19 protein-coding genes are annotated in these 19,907 nt (G+C 35.1%); 7 read left to right on the top strand and 12 right to left on the bottom strand.

Features of this window, described 5'->3' with window-relative positions; genetic code table 11:
* Positions 1 to 32: 32 nt before the first annotated feature.
* The 3 genes from EYD45_RS00845 to EYD45_RS00835 all read right to left on the bottom strand — a co-directional run bounded on the left by EYD45_RS00845 (position 33) and on the right by EYD45_RS00835 (position 4,646).
* Entirely contained in the window at positions 33 to 1,994 is a 1,962-nt protein-coding gene (locus tag EYD45_RS00845) for an AAA family ATPase (RefSeq protein WP_130962449.1), read from the bottom strand.
* Between the two features lie 67 nt (positions 1,995 to 2,061).
* Positions 2,062 to 3,120 carry a hypothetical protein gene (locus EYD45_RS00840; RefSeq protein WP_130962448.1) on the bottom strand — a complete coding sequence of 353 codons (1,059 nt, stop codon included), beginning with the start codon at positions 3,118 to 3,120 and terminating at the stop codon, positions 2,062 to 2,064.
* A 185-nt stretch (positions 3,121 to 3,305) separates the two neighbouring features.
* Positions 3,306 to 4,646, bottom strand: a complete 1,341-nt coding sequence (locus tag EYD45_RS00835; protein ID WP_130962447.1) for a coiled-coil domain-containing protein — start codon at positions 4,644 to 4,646, stop codon at positions 3,306 to 3,308.
* A 325-nt stretch (positions 4,647 to 4,971) separates the two neighbouring features.
* Between EYD45_RS00835 and EYD45_RS00830 the strand changes: the two genes are divergently transcribed.
* On the top strand, positions 4,972 to 5,211 hold the full coding sequence (locus tag EYD45_RS00830; RefSeq protein ID WP_130962446.1) for a hypothetical protein: 240 nt from the start codon (positions 4,972 to 4,974) through the stop codon (positions 5,209 to 5,211).
* A gap of 8 nt (positions 5,212 to 5,219) precedes the next feature.
* A complete protein-coding gene (locus EYD45_RS16650; RefSeq protein WP_165453855.1) occupies positions 5,220 to 5,390 on the top strand; it encodes a hypothetical protein in 171 nt (56 codons plus the stop codon).
* A 73-nt stretch (positions 5,391 to 5,463) separates the two neighbouring features.
* Here the strand turns inward: EYD45_RS16650 and ettA are convergent, their stop codons facing one another.
* The 9 genes from ettA to EYD45_RS00790 all read right to left on the bottom strand — a co-directional run bounded on the left by ettA (position 5,464) and on the right by EYD45_RS00790 (position 11,039).
* Complete coding sequence (ettA, locus tag EYD45_RS00825; RefSeq protein ID WP_130962445.1) at positions 5,464 to 7,155, bottom strand: energy-dependent translational throttle protein EttA; 1,692 nt, start codon at positions 7,153 to 7,155, stop codon at positions 5,464 to 5,466.
* 83 nt (positions 7,156 to 7,238) lie between these two features.
* The gene (locus tag EYD45_RS00820; RefSeq protein ID WP_042243884.1) at positions 7,239 to 7,421 is read right to left on the bottom strand and encodes a CAL67264 family membrane protein; all 183 of its coding nucleotides are present in this window, start codon (positions 7,419 to 7,421) and stop codon (positions 7,239 to 7,241) included.
* Positions 7,422 to 7,524: 103 nt separating this feature from the next.
* Positions 7,525 to 8,004: a pirin family protein gene (locus EYD45_RS00815; protein WP_317127919.1), complete on the bottom strand. Its 480-nt coding sequence runs from the start codon at positions 8,002 to 8,004 to the stop codon at positions 7,525 to 7,527.
* 26 nt (positions 8,005 to 8,030) lie between these two features.
* Complete coding sequence (locus EYD45_RS17045) at positions 8,031 to 8,240, bottom strand: pirin family protein (protein ID WP_317127918.1); 210 nt, start codon at positions 8,238 to 8,240, stop codon at positions 8,031 to 8,033.
* A gap of 70 nt (positions 8,241 to 8,310) precedes the next feature.
* Entirely contained in the window at positions 8,311 to 9,183 is an 873-nt protein-coding gene (locus EYD45_RS00810) for a pirin family protein (protein ID WP_130962444.1), read from the bottom strand.
* Positions 9,184 to 9,237: 54 nt separating this feature from the next.
* Positions 9,238 to 9,675, bottom strand: a complete 438-nt coding sequence (locus EYD45_RS00805) for a MarR family winged helix-turn-helix transcriptional regulator (protein ID WP_130962443.1) — start codon at positions 9,673 to 9,675, stop codon at positions 9,238 to 9,240.
* 2 nt (positions 9,676 to 9,677) lie between these two features.
* Positions 9,678 to 10,091, bottom strand: a complete 414-nt coding sequence (locus EYD45_RS00800; protein ID WP_130962442.1) for a DUF1801 domain-containing protein — start codon at positions 10,089 to 10,091, stop codon at positions 9,678 to 9,680.
* A gap of 5 nt (positions 10,092 to 10,096) precedes the next feature.
* Positions 10,097 to 10,627, bottom strand: a complete 531-nt coding sequence (locus EYD45_RS00795; RefSeq protein ID WP_130962441.1) for an NADPH-dependent FMN reductase — start codon at positions 10,625 to 10,627, stop codon at positions 10,097 to 10,099.
* Positions 10,628 to 10,682: 55 nt separating this feature from the next.
* Positions 10,683 to 11,039, bottom strand: coding sequence for a DoxX family protein (locus EYD45_RS00790; protein WP_130962440.1), 357 nt, complete (start codon positions 11,037 to 11,039; stop codon positions 10,683 to 10,685).
* Between the two features lie 339 nt (positions 11,040 to 11,378).
* Between EYD45_RS00790 and EYD45_RS00785 the strand changes: the two genes are divergently transcribed.
* The 5 genes from EYD45_RS00785 (at position 11,379) to ccsA (ending at position 19,839) form a co-directional block, all read left to right on the top strand.
* Positions 11,379 to 13,022: an acyl-CoA carboxylase subunit beta gene (locus tag EYD45_RS00785; protein ID WP_130962439.1), complete on the top strand. Its 1,644-nt coding sequence runs from the start codon at positions 11,379 to 11,381 to the stop codon at positions 13,020 to 13,022.
* Positions 13,023 to 13,217: 195 nt separating this feature from the next.
* A complete protein-coding gene (locus EYD45_RS00780) occupies positions 13,218 to 14,501 on the top strand; it encodes an alginate export family protein (protein WP_233702479.1) in 1,284 nt (427 codons plus the stop codon).
* Between the two features lie 10 nt (positions 14,502 to 14,511).
* Positions 14,512 to 15,114 carry a cytochrome c nitrite reductase small subunit gene (gene nrfH, locus EYD45_RS00775; RefSeq protein ID WP_130962438.1) on the top strand — a complete coding sequence of 201 codons (603 nt, stop codon included), beginning with the start codon at positions 14,512 to 14,514 and terminating at the stop codon, positions 15,112 to 15,114.
* Between the two features lie 11 nt (positions 15,115 to 15,125).
* Positions 15,126 to 16,625: an ammonia-forming cytochrome c nitrite reductase gene (nrfA, locus tag EYD45_RS00770; protein ID WP_130962437.1), complete on the top strand. Its 1,500-nt coding sequence runs from the start codon at positions 15,126 to 15,128 to the stop codon at positions 16,623 to 16,625.
* A gap of 79 nt (positions 16,626 to 16,704) precedes the next feature.
* Positions 16,705 to 19,839, top strand: a complete 3,135-nt coding sequence (gene ccsA / locus EYD45_RS00765) for a cytochrome c biogenesis protein (RefSeq protein ID WP_233702478.1) — start codon at positions 16,705 to 16,707, stop codon at positions 19,837 to 19,839.
* Positions 19,840 to 19,907: the final 68 nt, after the last annotated feature.

Genomic DNA, 19,907 nt, shown 5'->3' with positions numbered 1-19,907 from the left:
TAAGTCTCGACTGCGCTCGACCTGACATTCGTTTAATTTTTATCAAACTGCTGTCTTGCCTCCATTTCAATATTTAATTGATTTACTCGTGCATCTACTTTTCGTTTAAAATCTGTATCTGCAATGGTCGCTACATTATCTAAATAACGCACCACTTCTTGACGTCGAATCTCAGAAAAATCAAGTCCTTTCATATTGGCTCGCATCAACTCCTGCAACATATTATACTTAGTATCGTATTCTTGTTTGAAATAGATTTCTGGATTTTCAAACCAATCCTCTTCCAAATCAAAATCTGTTAATCGTAAAGAAATAGCAGATTGAATATTCCGAACATCACGTGAAGAGAAAAATGGAAATATCGCCTGAATTTCTTTGTACAAATTTGCATAAAATAAATGCTGATTGGTTTTAAAGTGTTTCTCTACTTTATCATAAACATCATGCACACGTTCTTCGGTTGGCTTTTCCACACTTTTTAAAATATCTCCCATGTTTTTTGCCAATCCTTGGTCTTGCAAATAACTATAGTTTTCAGGCCCTTGCATATTCACAAAATCTGGCATGGTATCGTCAATTTTTCGCCACCATAGATGATCTTGATCTAAAAAGTCATGCTCTGTTCTCGCTCCATCTATATTAAAACGCCCTTGTACACGGGAAATCACTGCCTTATCCAGCATTTCAGGTAAATTAGTAAACAACCCTATAGAACTATTCCCATAATTCACTGCATAAGCACCTTCGGTATATCTCAAAAACACACCAATAACCTCCTTAACTCCAGCCGAAACCCCTTGAGCTGTGCGCTCTTGCAAATTATTTTCGGCATCATCAATAGGTGCAAAAATTAGTTTTGAAGGATCTTGCAAAGGCTTCATCCACTCTACCATTTTTTCTGCTGAACCTCCTTGAAAGGTCGATATCAAAGTATCAGGCATAGGATGAAACAAAAACGGAATATCCAAAGTATCACAGTGTTCTTTTAATCGTGTAGCAATAGCTGCTATCAACATACTTTTTCCTGTTCCAGGGATACCATATCCCATGAACACAGGCATAAATCCGCCTAATTCTTGAAAAGGATTTTTCTTTGCCGTAAAATCGTAGCTTAACAAACGTTCAGTCAAACGACGCGCAAAATGTTTGGCGTCTCTGTTACCAACAATTTGTTCAAACTGGATTTTATTAAACTCTACGCTTTTAGCTGTACCTTGAAATACATTGTTCCAACCCGAAACTGCAAACTCAGAGTTTTCTAATTTATACGTTCTGTCCTCGATAGTTTCAGTGTACTCCAACGAGCTTTTACGTAATTGAATTTCATCAATAAGGGCTTCAAAATACACCACCGTAAAATCTATAACGTCTTTATCAGACTTAATAATTTCTGGATGTCCTAAGTACTTATCATAATAAAACAAACTACATGAAATTCCTTTCATGGGCGACATTAAAGACACCTCAGGAATACCTGCGAATTTCTGTTTCATAACACTTAAATCGTCTGAAGCATGTGGCTTTAAATCATGCAAAATCTTGTAGGCTTTTGAAAATAACATAAACGCCGTTGCGGTGTGCATTTTACTTTCAAACTCTCGTTTGCCATTTCTATCCAGAGCCGATTTATTTTCATTTAGACTCGATAATCCAGAAGCGTCGTAATAGCTATCCTTAATCCAAATCCCCAGAGTAATCCCTTCCTGAACTGCGTATAATGTCTGATTCAGATATATAGGAATCGCCACGGAATCAGGTAGTAATCGTTTTTTTAATGCTAAAATCGTTTTAGATACCGAAGTAATTTCCGTTGCACTTGAACCGTTATTGGCACGCGACAAATACAATAAAATAGATTCGTCTTTAGCATCCTTATCTCTATGCTTTGCACGAGCACCTTGCTCCCACTGTACACTTTTTAAGTATGAGGAGGCCTCGTCTCGAAGCATATCAAGTTCAGACAGTTTTATTGGGAATGTTGAGTTGTGTTCCATGTTTCGTTTAGTTTACAGTCGCAGTCACAGTTAACAGAACTGCCTACTGCGACTAAGACTGTTTACTTTAAATTTTTATTTCCACCCCAGAAATCTCAACAGGTGGTTTTGCCAACCCATTCATAATTTCTGGTGTTTTATTGTATAATAATTGAATAACACGATGTGGCGCCAAAACATACTTTTGTTGAAATACATCACCCCAATTTTGCAATATTTGCTTATTGAAAAAACTGCCTTCCTTAAATTCACTTTTTGAAGCTACTTCGGTTACTTTTAGAGATACCGCATAGGATTCCAGCGGAATAGTTTTTTTACTAATCGCTTCTAAAATAGTATGGGTTAGCGTATTTTCATCCTTTGCGAACATGTTGTGAATTGGTCCTAAATCTATACGTTTTATAAGCTTTGGTGATACTTTTGGCAACTTATTGTCAATGCCATATGCCATGGTATCTAAGGCCATATCTCTGTCTCCAACATGTTTTAATATCTGGTAAATTTCATTTTTATAATCGTTTATATTATTGCCATCATAATTAAAATACATAAAGCAAATAAAAGGTCTGTTTTTTACCACATCATAAAAACTCCAACTTGTCAAAAACTCTGCTTCAGAATCCTTTGGGGCACTTATTATTTTACCCTGTACAAAGCGATTGAAAATATATTTCTTATTAACCGAGGCATAATATACTATAGATGCTGCTTGAAACAGCCTACTTTTCTTTACAGGTTGCTTTTTTCGCATTAGCGTATCCAAAAACTCTTCCTTTAAAGTATCCACAGGTGTCAAACGCCCTAAATAATCATCACGAAGCTCTAAATCATTAAATAAGTATCTAAATTCCAAATAATTAGGGAAACCAGATTCCGTCAAGTCCACCTTCATATTATCTTCTTCATCATACATGTATTTAATACGCATTGCCTCTATGGAATACAGCAACAAGTCGCAATATTGCTTAAACATAGCCACTTCGGCGTCGTTGCATATATTTTCGCGTTGTACCGCCACAATCAACTCCTTAAACACAAAATCTATCATTTTATGATAAAATGTATAGTGTGCTTTGGAATCTAAAATAGCGGAATCTAAAGGTGTAACTATTTGGTTAATTGACATGCATTGCGTTTTCAGTCACAGTCGCTGTTAGCAGACCATTATATTGAATTTTAAATTTTTGGGCGTTACCGCAAGGGTCGGGCTTTCACTACTCAATCCCTCCTGCGTCGTGGATTTCAAACATGCCGTTCAATCCCTAACGCAATTGGATAAAACCTGAAAATTTATAGCTTTTTGTTGAATAATTAAGATAACAAATCATCATCGTTTGCCTCTGGTTTTGGTTCTCCTGCAGGTTCACCATCGCCCGAAGGTGCTTTGGCATCAGCCTTATAATACTCTTCAAAAATCTCTTTCATATCGATACCATAACGCTCTGCAAAATTCTTTTGAATATCCACATCCTTCTCCCGAATTTCCTGTAACGCCTCAGCATAACTGCTATAAACACCTTGCATCACTTTTTCATGCACAGGAATGTTATCCATCATATCCTGACGCGCCTTGGCACTCGCCGTATGCATCGCAGCTAGAGTTTCTCCAATATGCTCATCGGTTTTTACACCTAAATGTTCTAAAATAGCGGCAAACTCCTGATCTGTTCTGGCTTTTAGGGCCACTACATAACCGTCGTAGTATTTTAAACGTTCTTCTGTATCACTCTTAAGTTTAGCACGGTGCGTTTGTAAATTACTTCTAAGTGAGGTTAATACCTTTATAGTTAAGTTATGTTTGTGTACAAAGCTATCCTTACTGGCTGCAAGTGTGGTATAAGCATTTTTTAGACCTTCAAGCTCCTCAACTTTTTGTTCAAGTTGAGTTACCTTACCAACGGCTTGAGCATATTCTGCAGATTGTTTATCCGCTATATCTTCCAGCTCTTGTCTAGCTTGCTTTAATAGCGCATACTGTTCTTCTAGTTTGGCTTCAACTTCTTTCTTTTTCTCTAAAGCTTTAGTATGATTTTTTGTAGCTTCTACTATAGCATCTTGCAGTTTATCCTCAACTTCCTTAATTTCTATCTCTCGATTCTTTAAGCGCGTAACTGCCGCCTGAGATTTATAAGATAATTCTTTTAAAAGTGTTTGTACATCAGCATTTTCAATACGCTCTTGAAACATAGCCTTGGCCCTGTTATCAGCCGACGCCCTAACTTTTTCGGCATCTTTTAGTGCTTGTTCAGCTTTGGCAATCTTACTTTTACGGCCCCAAAGATTGTTCCACCATGTATCCGGCTTCGCTTTTGCATCTTCTAGTTCAACTTTTGCACGTTCTAAAGCTTTTTGAGCATCGTCAATAACTTTTTGCTCCGTAGCATTGAGTGATGAAAATTTTTCAAACAAAATACCAACTTCGTCTTGATAATCAGTTAAATCCTTAATAGCATCTAAAAGCGTAGTTCTGTCTTTCTCAGCCATATGAACCACATCATCCAATGTTGCGTTTAAGATTTTCTGACGCACCTCAGGGTCATCCTCTTGCGATAGCTTAGATTTCATAGTATCAATGGCTTTTCCCCAATTGACATCTACTTTTTCGGTTTTTTCGTTGGAATTGGTTTCTAATAAATCAAAATCATCAGACATGGTATGTGTAGTGTTTTAAGTTGAACATTTTTAAGGACAAGCAATTTCGTTAAAAAAGATGACTTTTGAAATTTAATTGACCTTAAATTATTGGTATATTTTTATTCAAAAATGTTACAAATTACTATAAAATGTTATTATTTATAATAAAATTCCGTCAGATAATTCACTAAACAAAGTACTTGAAAACCATTAATTTACGCGGTTTTTGGCTATAAAACATTAACATGGTGTTAATAAAATTCACATATTTACTTCATTTTAAACGTTTTAGTATATAAAAAAGTTTATATTTGTATAGCTATTAACCCAAATCGATTAGTTCATGTTTCTCTTAACCATAAGCCCAAAGACAATCCCAATACTAATTAGTCAAAGTCAAATTGTTACTATTTTATCGGTAGTAGTGGTTTTCTTTTTGATACTTCTTATCTTAGGTGTAAGAAAATCTTATATCCTTAAAAAAGAAAATGACCAGTTAGCACAATCAGGTTCCTTACAAAGCGATGACGACAATAAAACCTATAAGGATTTTAGGGATGGTCACTTATACGATAATAACTAAAATCTAAAATGATTTTAATAATCCTCTTATTTACTCCTATTTTCGTACTTCTTTTTCTAATTTCTAGAAATATAAAAAAACAGAGTACGTTATTACGTCAGTTTGATGCTACAAAGAAGAGTTTTGAAAACATCAAAACTTCTGATTATAAATTTGGAGACGGTCATATTTACGAATAGAAAACAAACGTTTATAAAATTAAAAAGCCCGCTTTCTAAAAAGTGGGCTTTTTAGTTACACTAAATATCTTATTTACCTAACTAACTTTTTATATTTAATCCGCTTAGGCATTAAATCACCACCTAATCGTTTCTTTTTATTTTCCTCATAATCGGAAAAGCTTCCTTCGAAGAAATACACTTGAGAATCGCCTTCAAAAGCTAAAATATGCGTACAAATTCTATCTAAAAACCAACGGTCGTGACTAATAACTACAGCACACCCTGCAAAGTTCTCCAAACCTTCTTCTAAAGCTCGTAAGGTGTTCACATCAAGATCGTTAGTAGGCTCATCTAAAAGTAATACATTACCTTCCTCTTTTAGAGTCATAGCCAAATGTAAACGGTTACGCTCCCCTCCAGAAAGTAATTTTACTTTTTTGTTTTGCTCGCTTCCAGAGAAATTAAAACGACTTAAATAAGCTCTAGAATTTACCTGCTTTCCTCCCATCGTTACCAATTCTTGTTCATCACTAAAATTTTGCCAAATGGTTTTCTCTGGGTCTATATTAGAATGTTTTTGGTCTACATAAGCCAATTTAGCTGTATCACCAACGATAAACTCACCTTTATCAGGTGTTTCTTCTCCCATTATCATTCTAAAAATAGTTGTTTTACCAGCACCATTGGGACCAATAATACCAACGATACCTGCTTGTGGTAGGTTAAAATTTAAATCGTCATACAACAACTTATCGTCATAACCTTTGGCAACACCCTTGGCTTCAATTACATTGGTTCCTAAACGCGGCCCATTTGGAATGTATATTTCTAATTTTTCGTCAAGTTGTTTTTGGTCTTGACTCATCAACTTATCGTAATTCTTTAAACGTGCTTTTTGTTTGGTTTGACGCCCTTTAACACCTTGACGTACCCATTCTAACTCACGTTCTAAGGTTTTTTGACGTTTAGAAGCTGCTTTACCTTCCTGAGCCATGCGCTTAGATTTTTGGTCTAACCAAGACGAGTAATTTCCTTTCCAAGGAATGCCTTCTCCTCTATCCAACTCTAAAATCCAACCCGCCACATTGTCTAAGAAATATCTATCGTGCGTTACCGCTATTACAGTACCTTTATATTGCGCTAAATGATGCTCTAACCAATGCACAGATTCTGCATCCAAATGGTTGGTAGGCTCATCTAATAATAAGACATCTGGTTCTTTTAATAATAAACGACATAACGCTACACGTCTGCGTTCACCACCAGACAATACGCCTATTTTTTTATCACCATCAGGAGTTCTTAAGGCATCCATGGCAATTTCTAACTTAGTGTCTAATTCCCAAGCGCTTGCAGCATCAATTTGATCTTGCAATTCAGCTTGACGGTTCATGAGCTTTTCCATCTTATCAGGATCACTGTATACTTCTTCTAGCCCAAACTGATCGTTTATTTTATTGTATTCATCAAGAATAGCAACCGTTTCAGCAGCGCCTTCTCTTACAACTTCTATTACGGTTTTCTCTTCATCAAGTTTTGGTTCCTGTTCTAAATACCCAACTGAATAATCCTGAGAAAACACCACATCTCCTTGGTAGTTTTTATCAACACCAGCGATAATTTTTAATAAGGTAGATTTACCAGAACCATTAAGTCCTAAAATTCCAATTTTAGCACCGTAGAAAAAACTTAAATAAATATTTTTTAAAACCGGTGTATTTGCACTTTGAAATGTCTTGGTAACACCGGACATGGAGAAGATTATCTTTTTATCGTCGCTCATATTATTTGTTTATATGTTGAAGCGTTTAGTTGTTTATTTGGAAAATCCTAAATCGTTAATCGTTATTCTAAAATCAAAAACCCTTAAACCCTTCCTTTTAAAGCGTTAAACACCCATGCTATCGCAAAAAAACCAATACCTACTGTAGCAAAGCCCCAGCCTGCAACATCATCATATCTATATGCTCCCATTAAAATTAGCACAACCCCCATAATAATCATTAAAATGGTTGCCCATGCTAAAACTGTATTTTTATTCATCGCCATAATCTCTTCTTTTTATTAGTTAGTTGAAAAGCAAATATCGTAGTTTTAAATAAAAAAAACACCCATTTCTAGGTGCTTTTTCGCTATTAATCAATACTAATCATTAGTTCATAGGAACTTCTATTATAATTACTTCCGAATTTTCATTAGCCAAAATCTCAATCTTATTGACATCCCAAACACCAATGGCGTCGCGCTTATCCAAAGTATTTCCAGATACTTTCACTCGTCCTTCAGCAACAAAAACATAAACCCCATTATCAACATTTTTCGGACTTAAACTCACCGAGTTTCCAGCATCTATATTAGTTCTATAAATATAAGCTTGCTGACTAATAGGTAGCGCATCGCCTTCTAATTTATCCTTTGGTGCCACAACGGTTTGTAATGTGTTTTTTCGCTTATAAGCATCAAATTTACGCTGCTCATAATTTGGGGCAACACCCATTGCTTCTGGAATAATCCATAGCTGTAAAAAGTTAACTTCGTCTGTTTTACTATCGTTAAATTCAGAATGTGTTAATCCCGTACCAGCACTCATTACCTGTACTTCACCAACCTCAATAGCGCGTTTATTTCCCATACTGTCCTTATGTGATAAGGCGCCTTTTAAGGGAATAGATTAATCTCCATGTTTTGATGTGGATGCGTTCCAAATCCCATTTTTGGTTGTACCACATCATCGTTCAACACACGTAGCATTCCGAAATTCATACGTTCTGGGTTCTGGTAGCCCGCAAAACTAAATGTGTGGTGTGATTTTAACCAACCATGATTGGCGAAACCTCTAGTATCTGCTTTGTGAATTACTGTTTTCATAATATTTACTTTTTAAAATTATTTTCGATATATCCCGAATAAAAAATCGGGATACCCGAACTGACATTTATTAATTTGCAGGTAAAAAACCCATTTTTCCCATTTGGTAATCACGCATCGCTTCCATAATCTCGGTTTGCGTATTCATCACATAAGGGCCATACGTTGTTACCGGTTCATTAAATGGTTCTCCTGAAAGAAATAATAGCTTACTATTTTCATTTCCAGCAATAGAAAACCCTTCACCATCTTGATTAAACTGAATTAATTGATTCTCATTCAATTTCAAAGTTTCGGTGTCATTAACCGTTACATCACCTTTCAACAAATACACTGTAGATTGATGTGATTTTGGAACTTCAATCTCATAACGTCCACCTGCTTCAACAGCAATCATAAAAGCATTTACAGGACTTTGCGTTTTAACACGTCCATAAACACCTTCCAATTCACCAGCAATTATTTGAATGCTCACTTTCTTATCTTCTGAAGTAACCGTTCTAAAATCTTCATGAGCAACATGCTGATAATTAGCCTCAATCATTTTTTTTTCAGCAGGCAAATTCAACCATAACTGAATACCTTCAAGTGCACCTCCTTTTTGTACAAATGCTTTCGTAGGCGCTTCAGCATGAATAATACCTCTGCCTGCCGTTGTCCACTGTACATCACCTGCTTTTACTACGCTTTCATTTCCAAGCGAATCCCTATGCAACTGTTCTCCTTGGATTAAAAAGGTGATTGGTTCAAATCCGCGATGCGGATGTGGCCCTAAATCAAACGGATTATTTCGTTCTGAAATATCATAAGGTCCGTAATGGTGCAATAATATAAACGGATCTATATTATCAATCGTTCTTGTTGGAATGGGTTGCCGTAACTGTATTGGTCCCATGTTGACGAAATCACTTCGCCCTACTGTTTTTATTGTATTTGCTTTCATAATAATTACTTTTAAAATATTTTCCATGGAAACTATTTGTGTAAAAAAACGCGACTATCGCATTTTATCAAGCAGATTACTTAACTGTTCTGCTTCTTCTTCACTCAAATTCTTCAATAAATCTCGATTGAAATCATTTGGTATAGATTCTAAAAACGCTTTACCTTCTTCAGTTATGGCGATTTTTACAACACGCCTATCGTGATCTGAAGGGCAACGTTCTATATATTCTTTGGCACATAATTTATCCATTAAACGCGTTGCGTTAGGTGAACGCTCTATCATTCTGTCTTTAATTGTTTGAACGTTTAATGGTTCATCTGCACCTCTTAAAATTCTTAAAATATTGTACTGTTGGGGCGAAATTCCATAGGTTTTAAAAAACTCATTTTGGTGGCTCATTATCCAATTGGATGTATAGATAATATTCAATAAAGCTTTCACTCTATTATTCGCAAATGTCGAATTTATATCTTTTGACAAGTCTCCCATTATTACACTTCTTTTTGCATTCTTTTAAATGTTTTTGAAACCAGTTTTTCTAAAACTAAAATATCTACATCAGCCAGTTTTTTTAAATACAAACACCCCTTACCTATTTTGTGCTTTCCCAATTTCTCTAATAAATCTGTTTCCTCAGTTAAGCCAAACATTAGGTGTAATGATACATTTGTCTTTGTTGGGGAAAACCCTGTTAAAAACCACTCTCCTTCTTTTCCAGCCTTTGTTTTATAAAGATAATTACCAAAACCAATAATTCTATTCCCCCACATTTTAGCTTTAAAGCCAGTTATGCGCTCCATAAGCTCCAAAAGAATCAAAGCATCTTCTTTTTTTGCATCATCTTCAATAGCATTAATATATGCTATCACATCAGAATCGTTTTCTTTGGTTTTTAAATAGGTCATATCAACTATAAACTATTTTGAAATTTCTCCACTCTAGTTTTTAAATCAGCATTCAATTCCTCATTAATAATCTTTCCTTCAGAAAAATTATTCCCAAATGATGGGAAACTAAAATCTGAAATTATATTTCCTCCCATGTATTGAAAACGTCCTTTAGCAATCTCTAAAACAGTAGCTCCTCCTCTAGCTCCAGGAGATGTTGCCATCAACAACATGGGTTTTTCACTCCAAAGTTTTCCGTCAATTCTTGACATCCAATCAAATAAATTTTTAAACACTGTCGCATAAGCGCCATTATGCTCTGCTAAAGATAAAACAATCCCATCTGATGATTTTATCAACTTTAAAAATCGATGTGCATCATCTGGAATGCCTTTTTCATTTTCTAAATCAATACCGTAAAGCGGTAACTCAAAATCATTTAAATCAAGAATTTCTACTTCTACATCTTTAACTAAACTTGAAGCATAAACGGCTAATTGCTTATTGATAGATGTTTTACTGTTACTCCCTGCAAATGCTATTATATTTTTCATTCAATTATTATTTATTCATTTCCTCTTTCGATGAAATCTGTTTCTATTATTCTAATTACTTATTTATTCTTTTGTAAAATATATACGAAACAGCCAATGCTATTAACGCTACTACCGCTGTACCTTGTTGCCCATCGCCTATCATGTAATGTGCAAAAAACGCTAGTATAAATGCATAAAAGAATCCTGCATAAGCCCATTCCTTTAATGTTTTATATCCTGGTAACCATATTGCTACTAGTCCCAATAATTTAGCAATAGCATACGGATAAATAATATACGTTGGATAACCAAAACTTTCAAAAGCACCTTTTATCATATCATGTTGAAAAAAGTACATGCTGACTGAAAATAGCATTACAGCTGTTAATAACGCTGTTACTATATAATAGATGATTTTATTTGTTTTCATGGTGATGTTTTTAACTACAGGACAAAATTACGTAAAATAAATTTATATTCCAAGGAATATATTTCCATGTAATACATTTTGTGATTTTATTAAGATTTTTTTGCTTTTGAAACTACCTTGCAGAAGGTAACTGTGTTAGGTTTGGGCTGATAGATTACGGATTTGCCCGCGTTAGGGATTGAGGGATTTGTTGAAGCTCCCAACGTAGGAGGAGCGACTCCCGAAAGCCCGACCCGACCAAAGGAGGGTAACGCCCAAATTAATATTATACTTTTTACAAATTATTCGCTTTTGGGAGCAAAAATGGTTTTGTAACTTCGTGTACAAATTAATAGACCTATGGACATTAACTTCAATAAGAATGAAGATCATAATAAATTACTGGTTTCTGAACTGAATAAACGACTTGCTAAAGTGAGTTTAGGCGGTGGGAAGAAACGTATTGAAAAGCTTCACAGTAAGGGCAAACTTACTGCGAGAGAGCGGATTGATTATTTGTTGGATGCCAAGGCTAAGTCTATTGAAATTGCTGCTTTTGCGGGCGAAGATATGTATCTGGAGCATGGTGGTTGTCCTTCGGGTGGTGTGGTTGTAAAGATTGGGTATATTAAAGGGAAACAGTGTATTGTGGTGGCAAACGATGCTACGGTTAAGGCTGGGGCGTGGTTTCCTATTACTGGGAAAAAGAATTTGCGTGCGCAAGAAATTGCTATTGAAAACCGATTGCCTATTATTTATTTAGTGGATTCGGCTGGGGTGTATTTGCCTATGCAGGATGAAATTTTTCCTGATAAGGAGCATTTTGGGCGGATTTTTAGAAATAATGCTAAAATGAGCAGTATGGGTATTACGCAAATTGCGGCTGTTATGGGTAGTTGTGTTGCTGGTGGTGCCTACCTCCCTATTATGAGTGATGAGGCGTTGATTGTGGATAAAACGGGAAGTATATTTCTTGCGGGTAGCTATTTAGTGAAGGCTGCTATTGGGGAAAGTATTGATAATGAAACTCTAGGTGGCGCGACGACACACTGCGAAATTTCTGGGGTTACGGATTATAAAGCGAAAGATGACAAGGATGCTTTAGATAAAATAAAAAACATTGTTGATAAAATTGGCGACTACGATAAAGCTGGGTTTAACCGTATTGATGCTAAAAAGCCTTCTGAAAATCCTGAAGATATTTTTGGAATTATGCCTAAAAGTCGTGCGGACCAATATGATATGTTTGAAATCATTCAGCGTTTGGTTGATAATTCGGAATATGAGGAATATAAAGCGGGTTATGGCCAAACCATTATTACATGCTATGCGCGTATTGATGGTTGGGCAGTTGGTATTGTGGCTAATCAAAGGCAAATAGTAAAAACTACTGGCTCTAAAACCAAACCTACCGAAATGCAATTTGGTGGTGTGATTTATAATGATAGCGCCGATAAGGCTACGCGATTTATTGCGAATTGTAACCAGAAGAAAATTCCGTTGGTATTTCTACAGGATGTTACTGGTTTTATGGTGGGTAGTAAAAGTGAGCATTCTGGCATTATAAAGGATGGGGCTAAAATGGTAAATGCGGTTAGTAATTCGGTTGTGCCTAAATTCACGGTAATTATAGGGAATAGTTATGGTGCTGGTAATTATGCCATGTGTGGTAAGGCTTATGACCCACGTTTGATTTTTGCATGGCCTAGTGCAGAACTTGCCGTAATGAGTGGGAACTCTGCTGCTAAAGTGTTACTACAGATTGAAAAGGCTTCTCTTGAAAAACAAGGTGAAAAAATTACTCCTGAAAAGGAAGCGGAATTGTTTAATAAAATTAAAGACCGTTACGATAACCAAGTTTCGCCCTATTACGCTGCAGCTAGAATTTGGACGGATGCTATTATTAATCCTCTAGATACTAGAACTTGGATTAGTATGGGTATTGAGGCTGCAAATCATGCGCCTATTGAAAAACCGTTTAATTTGGGGGTTTTGCAGGTTTAGAATTTACAATTGTTATTGGTTACTCACTATTATAAAATCTATATGAAATTGCGGAGATCTCATTTATAAAACTCCTAGCAGACTCTGTTTTATAAAAAAGATAAAAAAATCTTGTTTTTTTTAAGTTCATGATAATTGTCATATATATCAGGTAAAAAAGTTACCAAATTTGCTCAGCAATTCTAAACAAACTTGATGATGAGCAAAAACCGACTACCATTCGTTAAATTAATTCTATTTTTTTTATTATTTCTTTTTATTCAAAATTCTAATGCACAATTAGAAATTGGTGCAGATATTAGACCGCGATTTGAATATCGTCATGGATTTAATAACTTATTTCCTAATAATACAGAGCCAGCCGCTTTTGTTGTGCAACGTTCCAGACTAAATGTAAGTTACATTATGGAAAACTTAGATATTATGATAAGCGTTCAAGATGTGAGTGTTTGGGGAGATACTAGACAAATAGATGCTACTGATAGCAATAATTCGTTTTCATTATTTAGAGCTTGGTTTGAATATCATATAAATGAAAACTGGTCTACTAAGCTTGGGCGTCAAGTACTTTCATATGATGACCAGAGAATTTTGGGTGGCTTAGATTGGGCAATGCAAGGACGTTTCCATGATGCAGGCTTAATCAAATATAAAAAGGATAACTTTATGGCTCATTTTGGTTTTGCCTTCAGTCAGCAATCACAAATGCGAGAAGGCAATGTTTTTACCATTCAAGGTGCATCGACATATAAAGCACTTCAGTTTGCTTATTTAAAGAAAACTTGGGAAAATAGTTCAGCTAGCCTTTTAGTATTGAATACAGGTTTTCAAAGCTTAACAGGTGTTGATAATGATATAGCAGATAGTGTGTTCTACAAACATACGGTTGGGTCTTACTTTACATTTCCTATAGACAATGTAAAAATGGTAGGGTCTGCCTATTATCAATTTGGTAAATCTAATAAAACAACAGATTTAAGCGCTTATCAAGTATCCTTAGAGGCAAATTACAAACCTAACAATACATTATTTGCATTAGGATTAGAACTTTTAAGCGGAACCGACCAAAGTGGTGATTCTAAAAATAAATCTTTCTTACCTTTATATGGAACCAATCATAAATTTAATGGTTTTATGGATTATTTTTATGTAGGTAACCATGCCAATAATGTAGGATTAGATGATTTTTATGGAAAAGTTGTATTTAAAACTGGAGAAAAGTCTACCTTGTTAGCTAAAGCACATTATTTTTTGGCTAATGCCAATTTAAATAATGATGCTGATAAATATTTAGGAACGGAACTAGACTTTGTTTACACAAACAAGATCGCAAAAAACGTAAAATTGAATATTGGTTATTCTCACATGTTTGCATCTGATAGTATGAGCCTGATTAAAGGTGGAAGACCAAATGACAATACTAATAACTGGGGTTGGGCACAATTAATTATTAATCCCACACTTTTTAAAAGTAACTAGCACTAACTAATTGGATACTAAAGGAAAAATATTACCACCAAAAACAACACGATGGCGTATTACTGCTGTATTCTTTATTGCAGTCGTTATTGGTTTAGGTTTGTTTATGGCGAAAGAATCTCGTGTATTGTCATACATGTCTGATGATCCACAAGCCTGCGTTAACTGTCATGTTATGACACCAGTATACAATAGTTGGATGCACAGTTCTCATAGAGAATGGGCAAATTGTAATGATTGCCATGTACCTCATAATAACGTTGTGAATAAATACTATTTTAAAGCGAAAGATGGTTTGTACCATGCTTCGGTTTTTACAGCTCGCTTAGAACCTGATGTTATTGAAATGAAAGAAGCGTCACAAGAAGTAGTGCAAAATAATTGTATCCGTTGCCATGTTCAACAAGTTACCCAAGCAAAATATGATGGCTACATTGAAGACCATAGAGAAAATAGAACACAACGACAATGTTGGAGTTGTCATAAACAAGTACCTCATGGTAAAGTCCATGGGTTATCCACTGTAAAATTTAATGTAGCACCATTACCAACAGACCAGCAGGAACTAGTGATTCCTGAATGGATGGAAGAACAATTAAACACTAAAGATTAAACCCATACCAAATGAAAAACAAAGTATTATTTATTGTAACCATTATCGTGGTTTTTTTACTAGGGCTGCTAGCATCTAGTATTGTCAATAGAAAATCTGAAGCAAAATACAAATATACCCCTAGTGTAAATATTGCTGAAAACGAACCTAGAAATGCCGTATGGGGAGAAAATTTTCCTTTAGAATACCAATCTTCATTGCAAACGCTAGACACCACATTTGCCTCTATGCAGGGTGGTTCTGCGATGCGAGATGTTTTGGAGGAAGATCCAAATCTTGTAATTCTTTTTGCAGGCTATGGGTTTTCTAAAGATTATAACCAAGGAAGAGGGCATGCTTATGCGGTTGAAGATATTCATAATTCATTGAGAACGGGTGGTCCAAAAGGAAAAGGTGATGGTCCAATGCCTGCTACATGCTGGACATGTAAAAGTCCTGATGTACCAAGATTGATGAATGAAATTGGAATTACTGAATTTTATAGTGGAAAGTGGGCTGATAAAGGTGCCGAAGTGGTAAATCCAATAGGTTGCGCCGATTGTCATGACAATAAAACCATGAAACTGAAAATTACCAGACCAGCACTTGTTGAAGCTTTTGATGCTATGGGTAAAGATATCAACAATGCGACTCATAACGAAATGCGTTCTTTGGTATGTGCACAGTGCCACGTAGAGTATTATTTCAATAAGAATTTACCAGGAAAAGAAGGTACGCCATATTTAGTATTTCCTTGGAAAGACGGTATGACGGTTGAAGATATGGAAAACTACTATGATAATTTAGAATTTAAAGACTGGACACATAAAATAAGTAAAGCACCTATGCTGAAGGCGCAACATCCAGGTTATGAAACATTTACTACCGGTGTTCATGCAGACAGAGGTGTATCTTGTGCAGATTGCCATATGCCTTACAAAAGTGAAGGCGGGCAAAAGTTTACAGATCACCATATTCAATCACCTTTAAACAATACATCCAATGCCTGTCAAGTTTGTCATAGAGAAGAATCTAACAAGCTTATTGCGAATGTATATGAAAGACAGCGTAAGGCCACTGAAAATCGTTTAAAACTTGAAAAACTTCTAGTTGCTGCACATTTAGAAGCTAAAAAATGTTGGGATTTAGGTGCTACAGAAGCCCAAATGAAACCCATATTAACTGATATTCGTCATGGGCAATGGCGTTGGGATTACTCTGCTGCTGCGCATGGTGCTTCATTCCACTCCCCTGTTGAAACAGCTCGCGTTATAGGCAGTGGTCTTGTTATTGCACAGGAAGCTCGTGTAAAACTAGCTAGACTGTTAGCAGATTTAGGACATAACAAGCCACTTGAAATGCCTGATATTTCTACTAAAGAAAAAGCGCAAGAATACATAGGTTTAGATATTGAAAAACTTGAGGCAGAGAAAAAAGCGTTTAAGGAAAACCTATTACCTAAATGGCTTGAAGAAGCTAAAGCTAGAGAAGATGCAATGCCAATAAACACAATATCTTCAGCAGTAAAATAAAAGAATATAATTCTCCCAAAAGACACCTTATGTCTCATAAATATAAGGTGTCTTTTATTTTAATCATTCCAACTACACGATGAATAAATTTGCACGTCTTTTTGCTTCGCCTATACTTGCGGTTTTATGCCTATTTACTTTTGCAATAGCCATGGCTGTAGCCACGTTTATTGAAAATGATTATGGTACTGCAACAGCATGGAAACTTATATACGATGCATGGTGGTTTGAGCTTGTTATGATAGGTTTAGGCCTGTGTTTTGTAATGAGCATTTTTAAATACAAGCTTTGGCGAAAAGAAAAATGGGCACTATTGATGTTTCATCTGGCATTTATCGTTATTCTATTAGGAGCTGGAATTACTCGTTATGCCTCTTACGGCGGCATTATGAGGGTTCGTGAAGGTGCTTCGTCTAACACAGTAATATCAGACAATAATTATTTACACGCTCATATTTCAAACGGAAAACAAACCAAAACATTAAGAAAACAGGTTGATTTTTCGCCTTTAAGTAACAATAACTTCTCTATTGAAACAGATTTTGAAAATACCCCAATTTCAATTTCATACAAAGCATTTATTGCAGATGCCATTCCGCAAATAATAAATGATGACACTGATGGAAAACCGATGCTAGAAATGATAATTTCTGCGGGTAATGGACGAGAATCTATATTTCTTGAAAAGGGAGAAATTGAAGCTATTGGGGCACATAAACACAAAATTGGGTTTGATGTTCAACAAGAAGATGTTATAAATATTACTAAAGTCAATGGTAGTTTTAAAATTCTGTCACCAAGAAATTTAAGCAGTTTTGTTATGGCTACCGAAACTGCTGGAACTATTAAAAAAGATAGTCTTCATAGCATACAATTAAGAACATTATACAGAGATGGAGATGCTTCATTTGTGCCTCTAGCCTATCATCCAAAAGGTAAAATTGAAATTGTTAGTGCATCTGAAAAACCTAAAGATAATGATGCTCAAAAAGACGATGCGCTTATTGTAAATGTTAGTGCTTATAACATAGAAAAAGAGGTTAACCTATTATATCGTGAAGGTTTTTTACCGATTTCAAGTGAAGTGAATTTTAAAAACATCAACGTGTCGCTTTCCTACGGCGCACAACCTATTACAATACCATTTTCTATTCATTTAGATGATTTTCAACTTGAACGTTACCCTGGTTCTACAAGCCCATCTTCGTATGCTAGTGAAGTAAAGGTTATTGATAACGAACAAGAAATACCACATCGTATTTTTATGAATAACGTATTGGATTATAAGGGATACAGGTTTTTTCAAGCGAGTTATGATACCGACGAGCTGGGAACAGTATTAGCCGTTAACCATGATGCGCTGGGAACAAACGTAACTTATATAGGTTACTTTTTGATGATGATAGGTATGTTTTTTACCCTTTTTGGGAAATCATCGCGTTTTAACCTCATCAATAAAAAACTAAAAAAATTAAAATTGAAAAGTGCCAGTTTACTTCTCTTATTATTTGCTATTACTAGTTTAAGTTTTGGTCAAGAGAAAAAACCTACCATAGATTTAAAACTAGTTGAACAACTTGAAATAGACAATCAGCATGCAGAGCTTTTTGGACGTTTAATGGTTCAAGATTTAGACGGACGTATAAAACCAATGAATACGCTTGCTTCAGAGTTTTTAAGGAAACTATCCCGCAAGCCCTATTTTAAATTTACCGAAAACGGAAAAAGCATTCGCTATAGTGCGAATCAAACGTTTTTGGCAATGCAATCTGCATCTAACATTTGGCAATATGTACCTCTTATTAAAGTAGATGTAAAAAAAGGAGGCGAATTGTTTAGTGATTTAAATATCAGTGAAGATGGATTAGTGTCATTTGTAGAACTTTTAGGTGATGAAGGCAGTTATATTTTAGCTGAAGCTGCTGAAATTGCAAATAAAAAGAAACCTGCAGAACGGAGTGAGTTTGATAAGGAAATATTAAAAGTTGATGAACGTTTTAATATTCTTTACAATGTGTTTTCCGGCAATTATTTAAAGGTATTTCCAAACAGTAATGACGAGAATAACAAATGGCACAGTCAAACACATCATTTTAACGATTTCCCTGTTGATGATGGGAAATTCGCCAAACAAATTATTCCAGCGTATTTTGAAGACGTTAATCAAAAAAACTGGATAGATGCTAGTGAAAAACTAGGTTATATTAAGACGTTTCAAGACGAATTAGGTAAAGAAATTATACCAAGCAGAAAACGTATTGAAGCGGAGCTTTGGTATAATGAGCTTAATTTAAATTTTTGGTTATTTCAAGTGTTTTTTACTCTAGGTGCAATACTCTTAGTGTTAGCTATTGCTAAAATATTTACTAAGAAAAAACTTGTGGAATTCCTTTGGAATGCGCTCATATTATTAACTTTAATAAGTTTCTTATTATTTACTGGTAATATTATTCTTCGCTGGTACGTCTCGCAACATGCTCCTTGGAGTAATGGTTATGAAATGCTAGTATTTGTATCGTGGGTTTTAGTACTATGCGGTTTATTCACGTTTAGAAAATCTGATTTTGCACTACCACTAGCCACATTGTTTTCTGGTGCTTTATTATTTGTGAGTTATCTAGATTGGTTAAGTCCTGAAATAACTAATTTAATGCCTGTATTAAAATCCTTTTGGCTAAAAGTACATGTGGCTACTATAGTAAGTAGTTATGCGCCATTAGCACTTTCTGCTATCTTAGGTTTTATGGCTTTATTACTTACCATTTTCAAAACAAAGAAGACCAAAAAAGTCATGGATATTAAAATAAAAGAGCTTACCTATATTAATGAAATATCTATGACGATTGGGTTATTTGTGTTGGCTATAGGTACGTTTCTAGGCGGTATTTGGGCCAATGAATCTTGGGGGCGTTATTGGGCTTGGGATCCTAAGGAAACTTGGGCTCTTATAAGTATCATTATGTATGCTATTGTATTACACTTAAGATTGATACCAAAGTTAAAAAGTAACTACGTGTTAAATACCGCAAGTGTTTTTGCTTTTGGCTCTATAATAATGACATCCTTTGGTGTAAACTATTATCTGTCAGGATTACATAGTTATGCAGCTGGCGACCCTTTACCTATTCCAAAGTTTATTTATGTATTGATTGTTGTTGTTATTTTGGTTACTGTTGTAGCTTATTTTAGAAAACGATCATTTGTAAAAAACTAGGTGTTAAAACTATTTTATTGATTAATTTTAAAAAGAGACTTTCAAAATGAAAATCTCTTTTTTCTTTA

The organism is Hyunsoonleella flava (genome assembly GCF_004310325.1).
Lineage (GTDB): Bacteria > Bacteroidota > Bacteroidia > Flavobacteriales > Flavobacteriaceae > Jejuia > Jejuia flava.
The sequence above is the reverse complement of the archived record's forward strand: the minus strand, read 5'-3'. Positions and strand labels throughout refer to the sequence as shown.

What these genes read in the sequence shown, in the direction of transcription:
- EYD45_RS00845 (WP_130962449.1), bottom strand. Translation starts at nt 1,994, where the DNA reads ATGGAACACAACTCAACATTCCCAATAAAACTGTCTGAACTTGATATG.
- EYD45_RS00840 (WP_130962448.1), bottom strand. Translation starts at nt 3,120, where the DNA reads ATGTCAATTAACCAAATAGTTACACCTTTAGATTCCGCTATTTTAGAT.
- EYD45_RS00835 (WP_130962447.1), bottom strand. Translation starts at nt 4,646, where the DNA reads ATGTCTGATGATTTTGATTTATTAGAAACCAATTCCAACGAAAAAACC.
- EYD45_RS00830 (WP_130962446.1), top strand. Translation starts at nt 4,972, where the DNA reads ATGTTTCTCTTAACCATAAGCCCAAAGACAATCCCAATACTAATTAGT.
- EYD45_RS16650 (WP_165453855.1), top strand. Translation starts at nt 5,220, where the DNA reads ATGATTTTAATAATCCTCTTATTTACTCCTATTTTCGTACTTCTTTTT.
- ettA (WP_130962445.1), bottom strand. Translation starts at nt 7,155, where the DNA reads ATGAGCGACGATAAAAAGATAATCTTCTCCATGTCCGGTGTTACCAAG.
- EYD45_RS00820 (WP_042243884.1), bottom strand. Translation starts at nt 7,421, where the DNA reads ATGGCGATGAATAAAAATACAGTTTTAGCATGGGCAACCATTTTAATG.
- EYD45_RS00815 (WP_317127919.1), bottom strand. Translation starts at nt 8,004, where the DNA reads ATGGGAAATAAACGCGCTATTGAGGTTGGTGAAGTACAGGTAATGAGT.
- EYD45_RS17045 (WP_317127918.1), bottom strand. Translation starts at nt 8,240, where the DNA reads ATGAAAACAGTAATTCACAAAGCAGATACTAGAGGTTTCGCCAATCAT.
- EYD45_RS00810 (WP_130962444.1), bottom strand. Translation starts at nt 9,183, where the DNA reads ATGAAAGCAAATACAATAAAAACAGTAGGGCGAAGTGATTTCGTCAAC.
- EYD45_RS00805 (WP_130962443.1), bottom strand. Translation starts at nt 9,675, where the DNA reads ATGGGAGACTTGTCAAAAGATATAAATTCGACATTTGCGAATAATAGA.
- EYD45_RS00800 (WP_130962442.1), bottom strand. Translation starts at nt 10,091, where the DNA reads ATGACCTATTTAAAAACCAAAGAAAACGATTCTGATGTGATAGCATAT.
- EYD45_RS00795 (WP_130962441.1), bottom strand. Translation starts at nt 10,627, where the DNA reads ATGAAAAATATAATAGCATTTGCAGGGAGTAACAGTAAAACATCTATC.
- EYD45_RS00790 (WP_130962440.1), bottom strand. Translation starts at nt 11,039, where the DNA reads ATGAAAACAAATAAAATCATCTATTATATAGTAACAGCGTTATTAACA.
- EYD45_RS00785 (WP_130962439.1), top strand. Translation starts at nt 11,379, where the DNA reads ATGGACATTAACTTCAATAAGAATGAAGATCATAATAAATTACTGGTT.
- EYD45_RS00780 (WP_233702479.1), top strand. Translation starts at nt 13,218, where the DNA reads ATGATGAGCAAAAACCGACTACCATTCGTTAAATTAATTCTATTTTTT.
- nrfA (WP_130962437.1), top strand. Translation starts at nt 15,126, where the DNA reads ATGAAAAACAAAGTATTATTTATTGTAACCATTATCGTGGTTTTTTTA.
- ccsA (WP_233702478.1), top strand. Translation starts at nt 16,705, where the DNA reads ATGAATAAATTTGCACGTCTTTTTGCTTCGCCTATACTTGCGGTTTTA.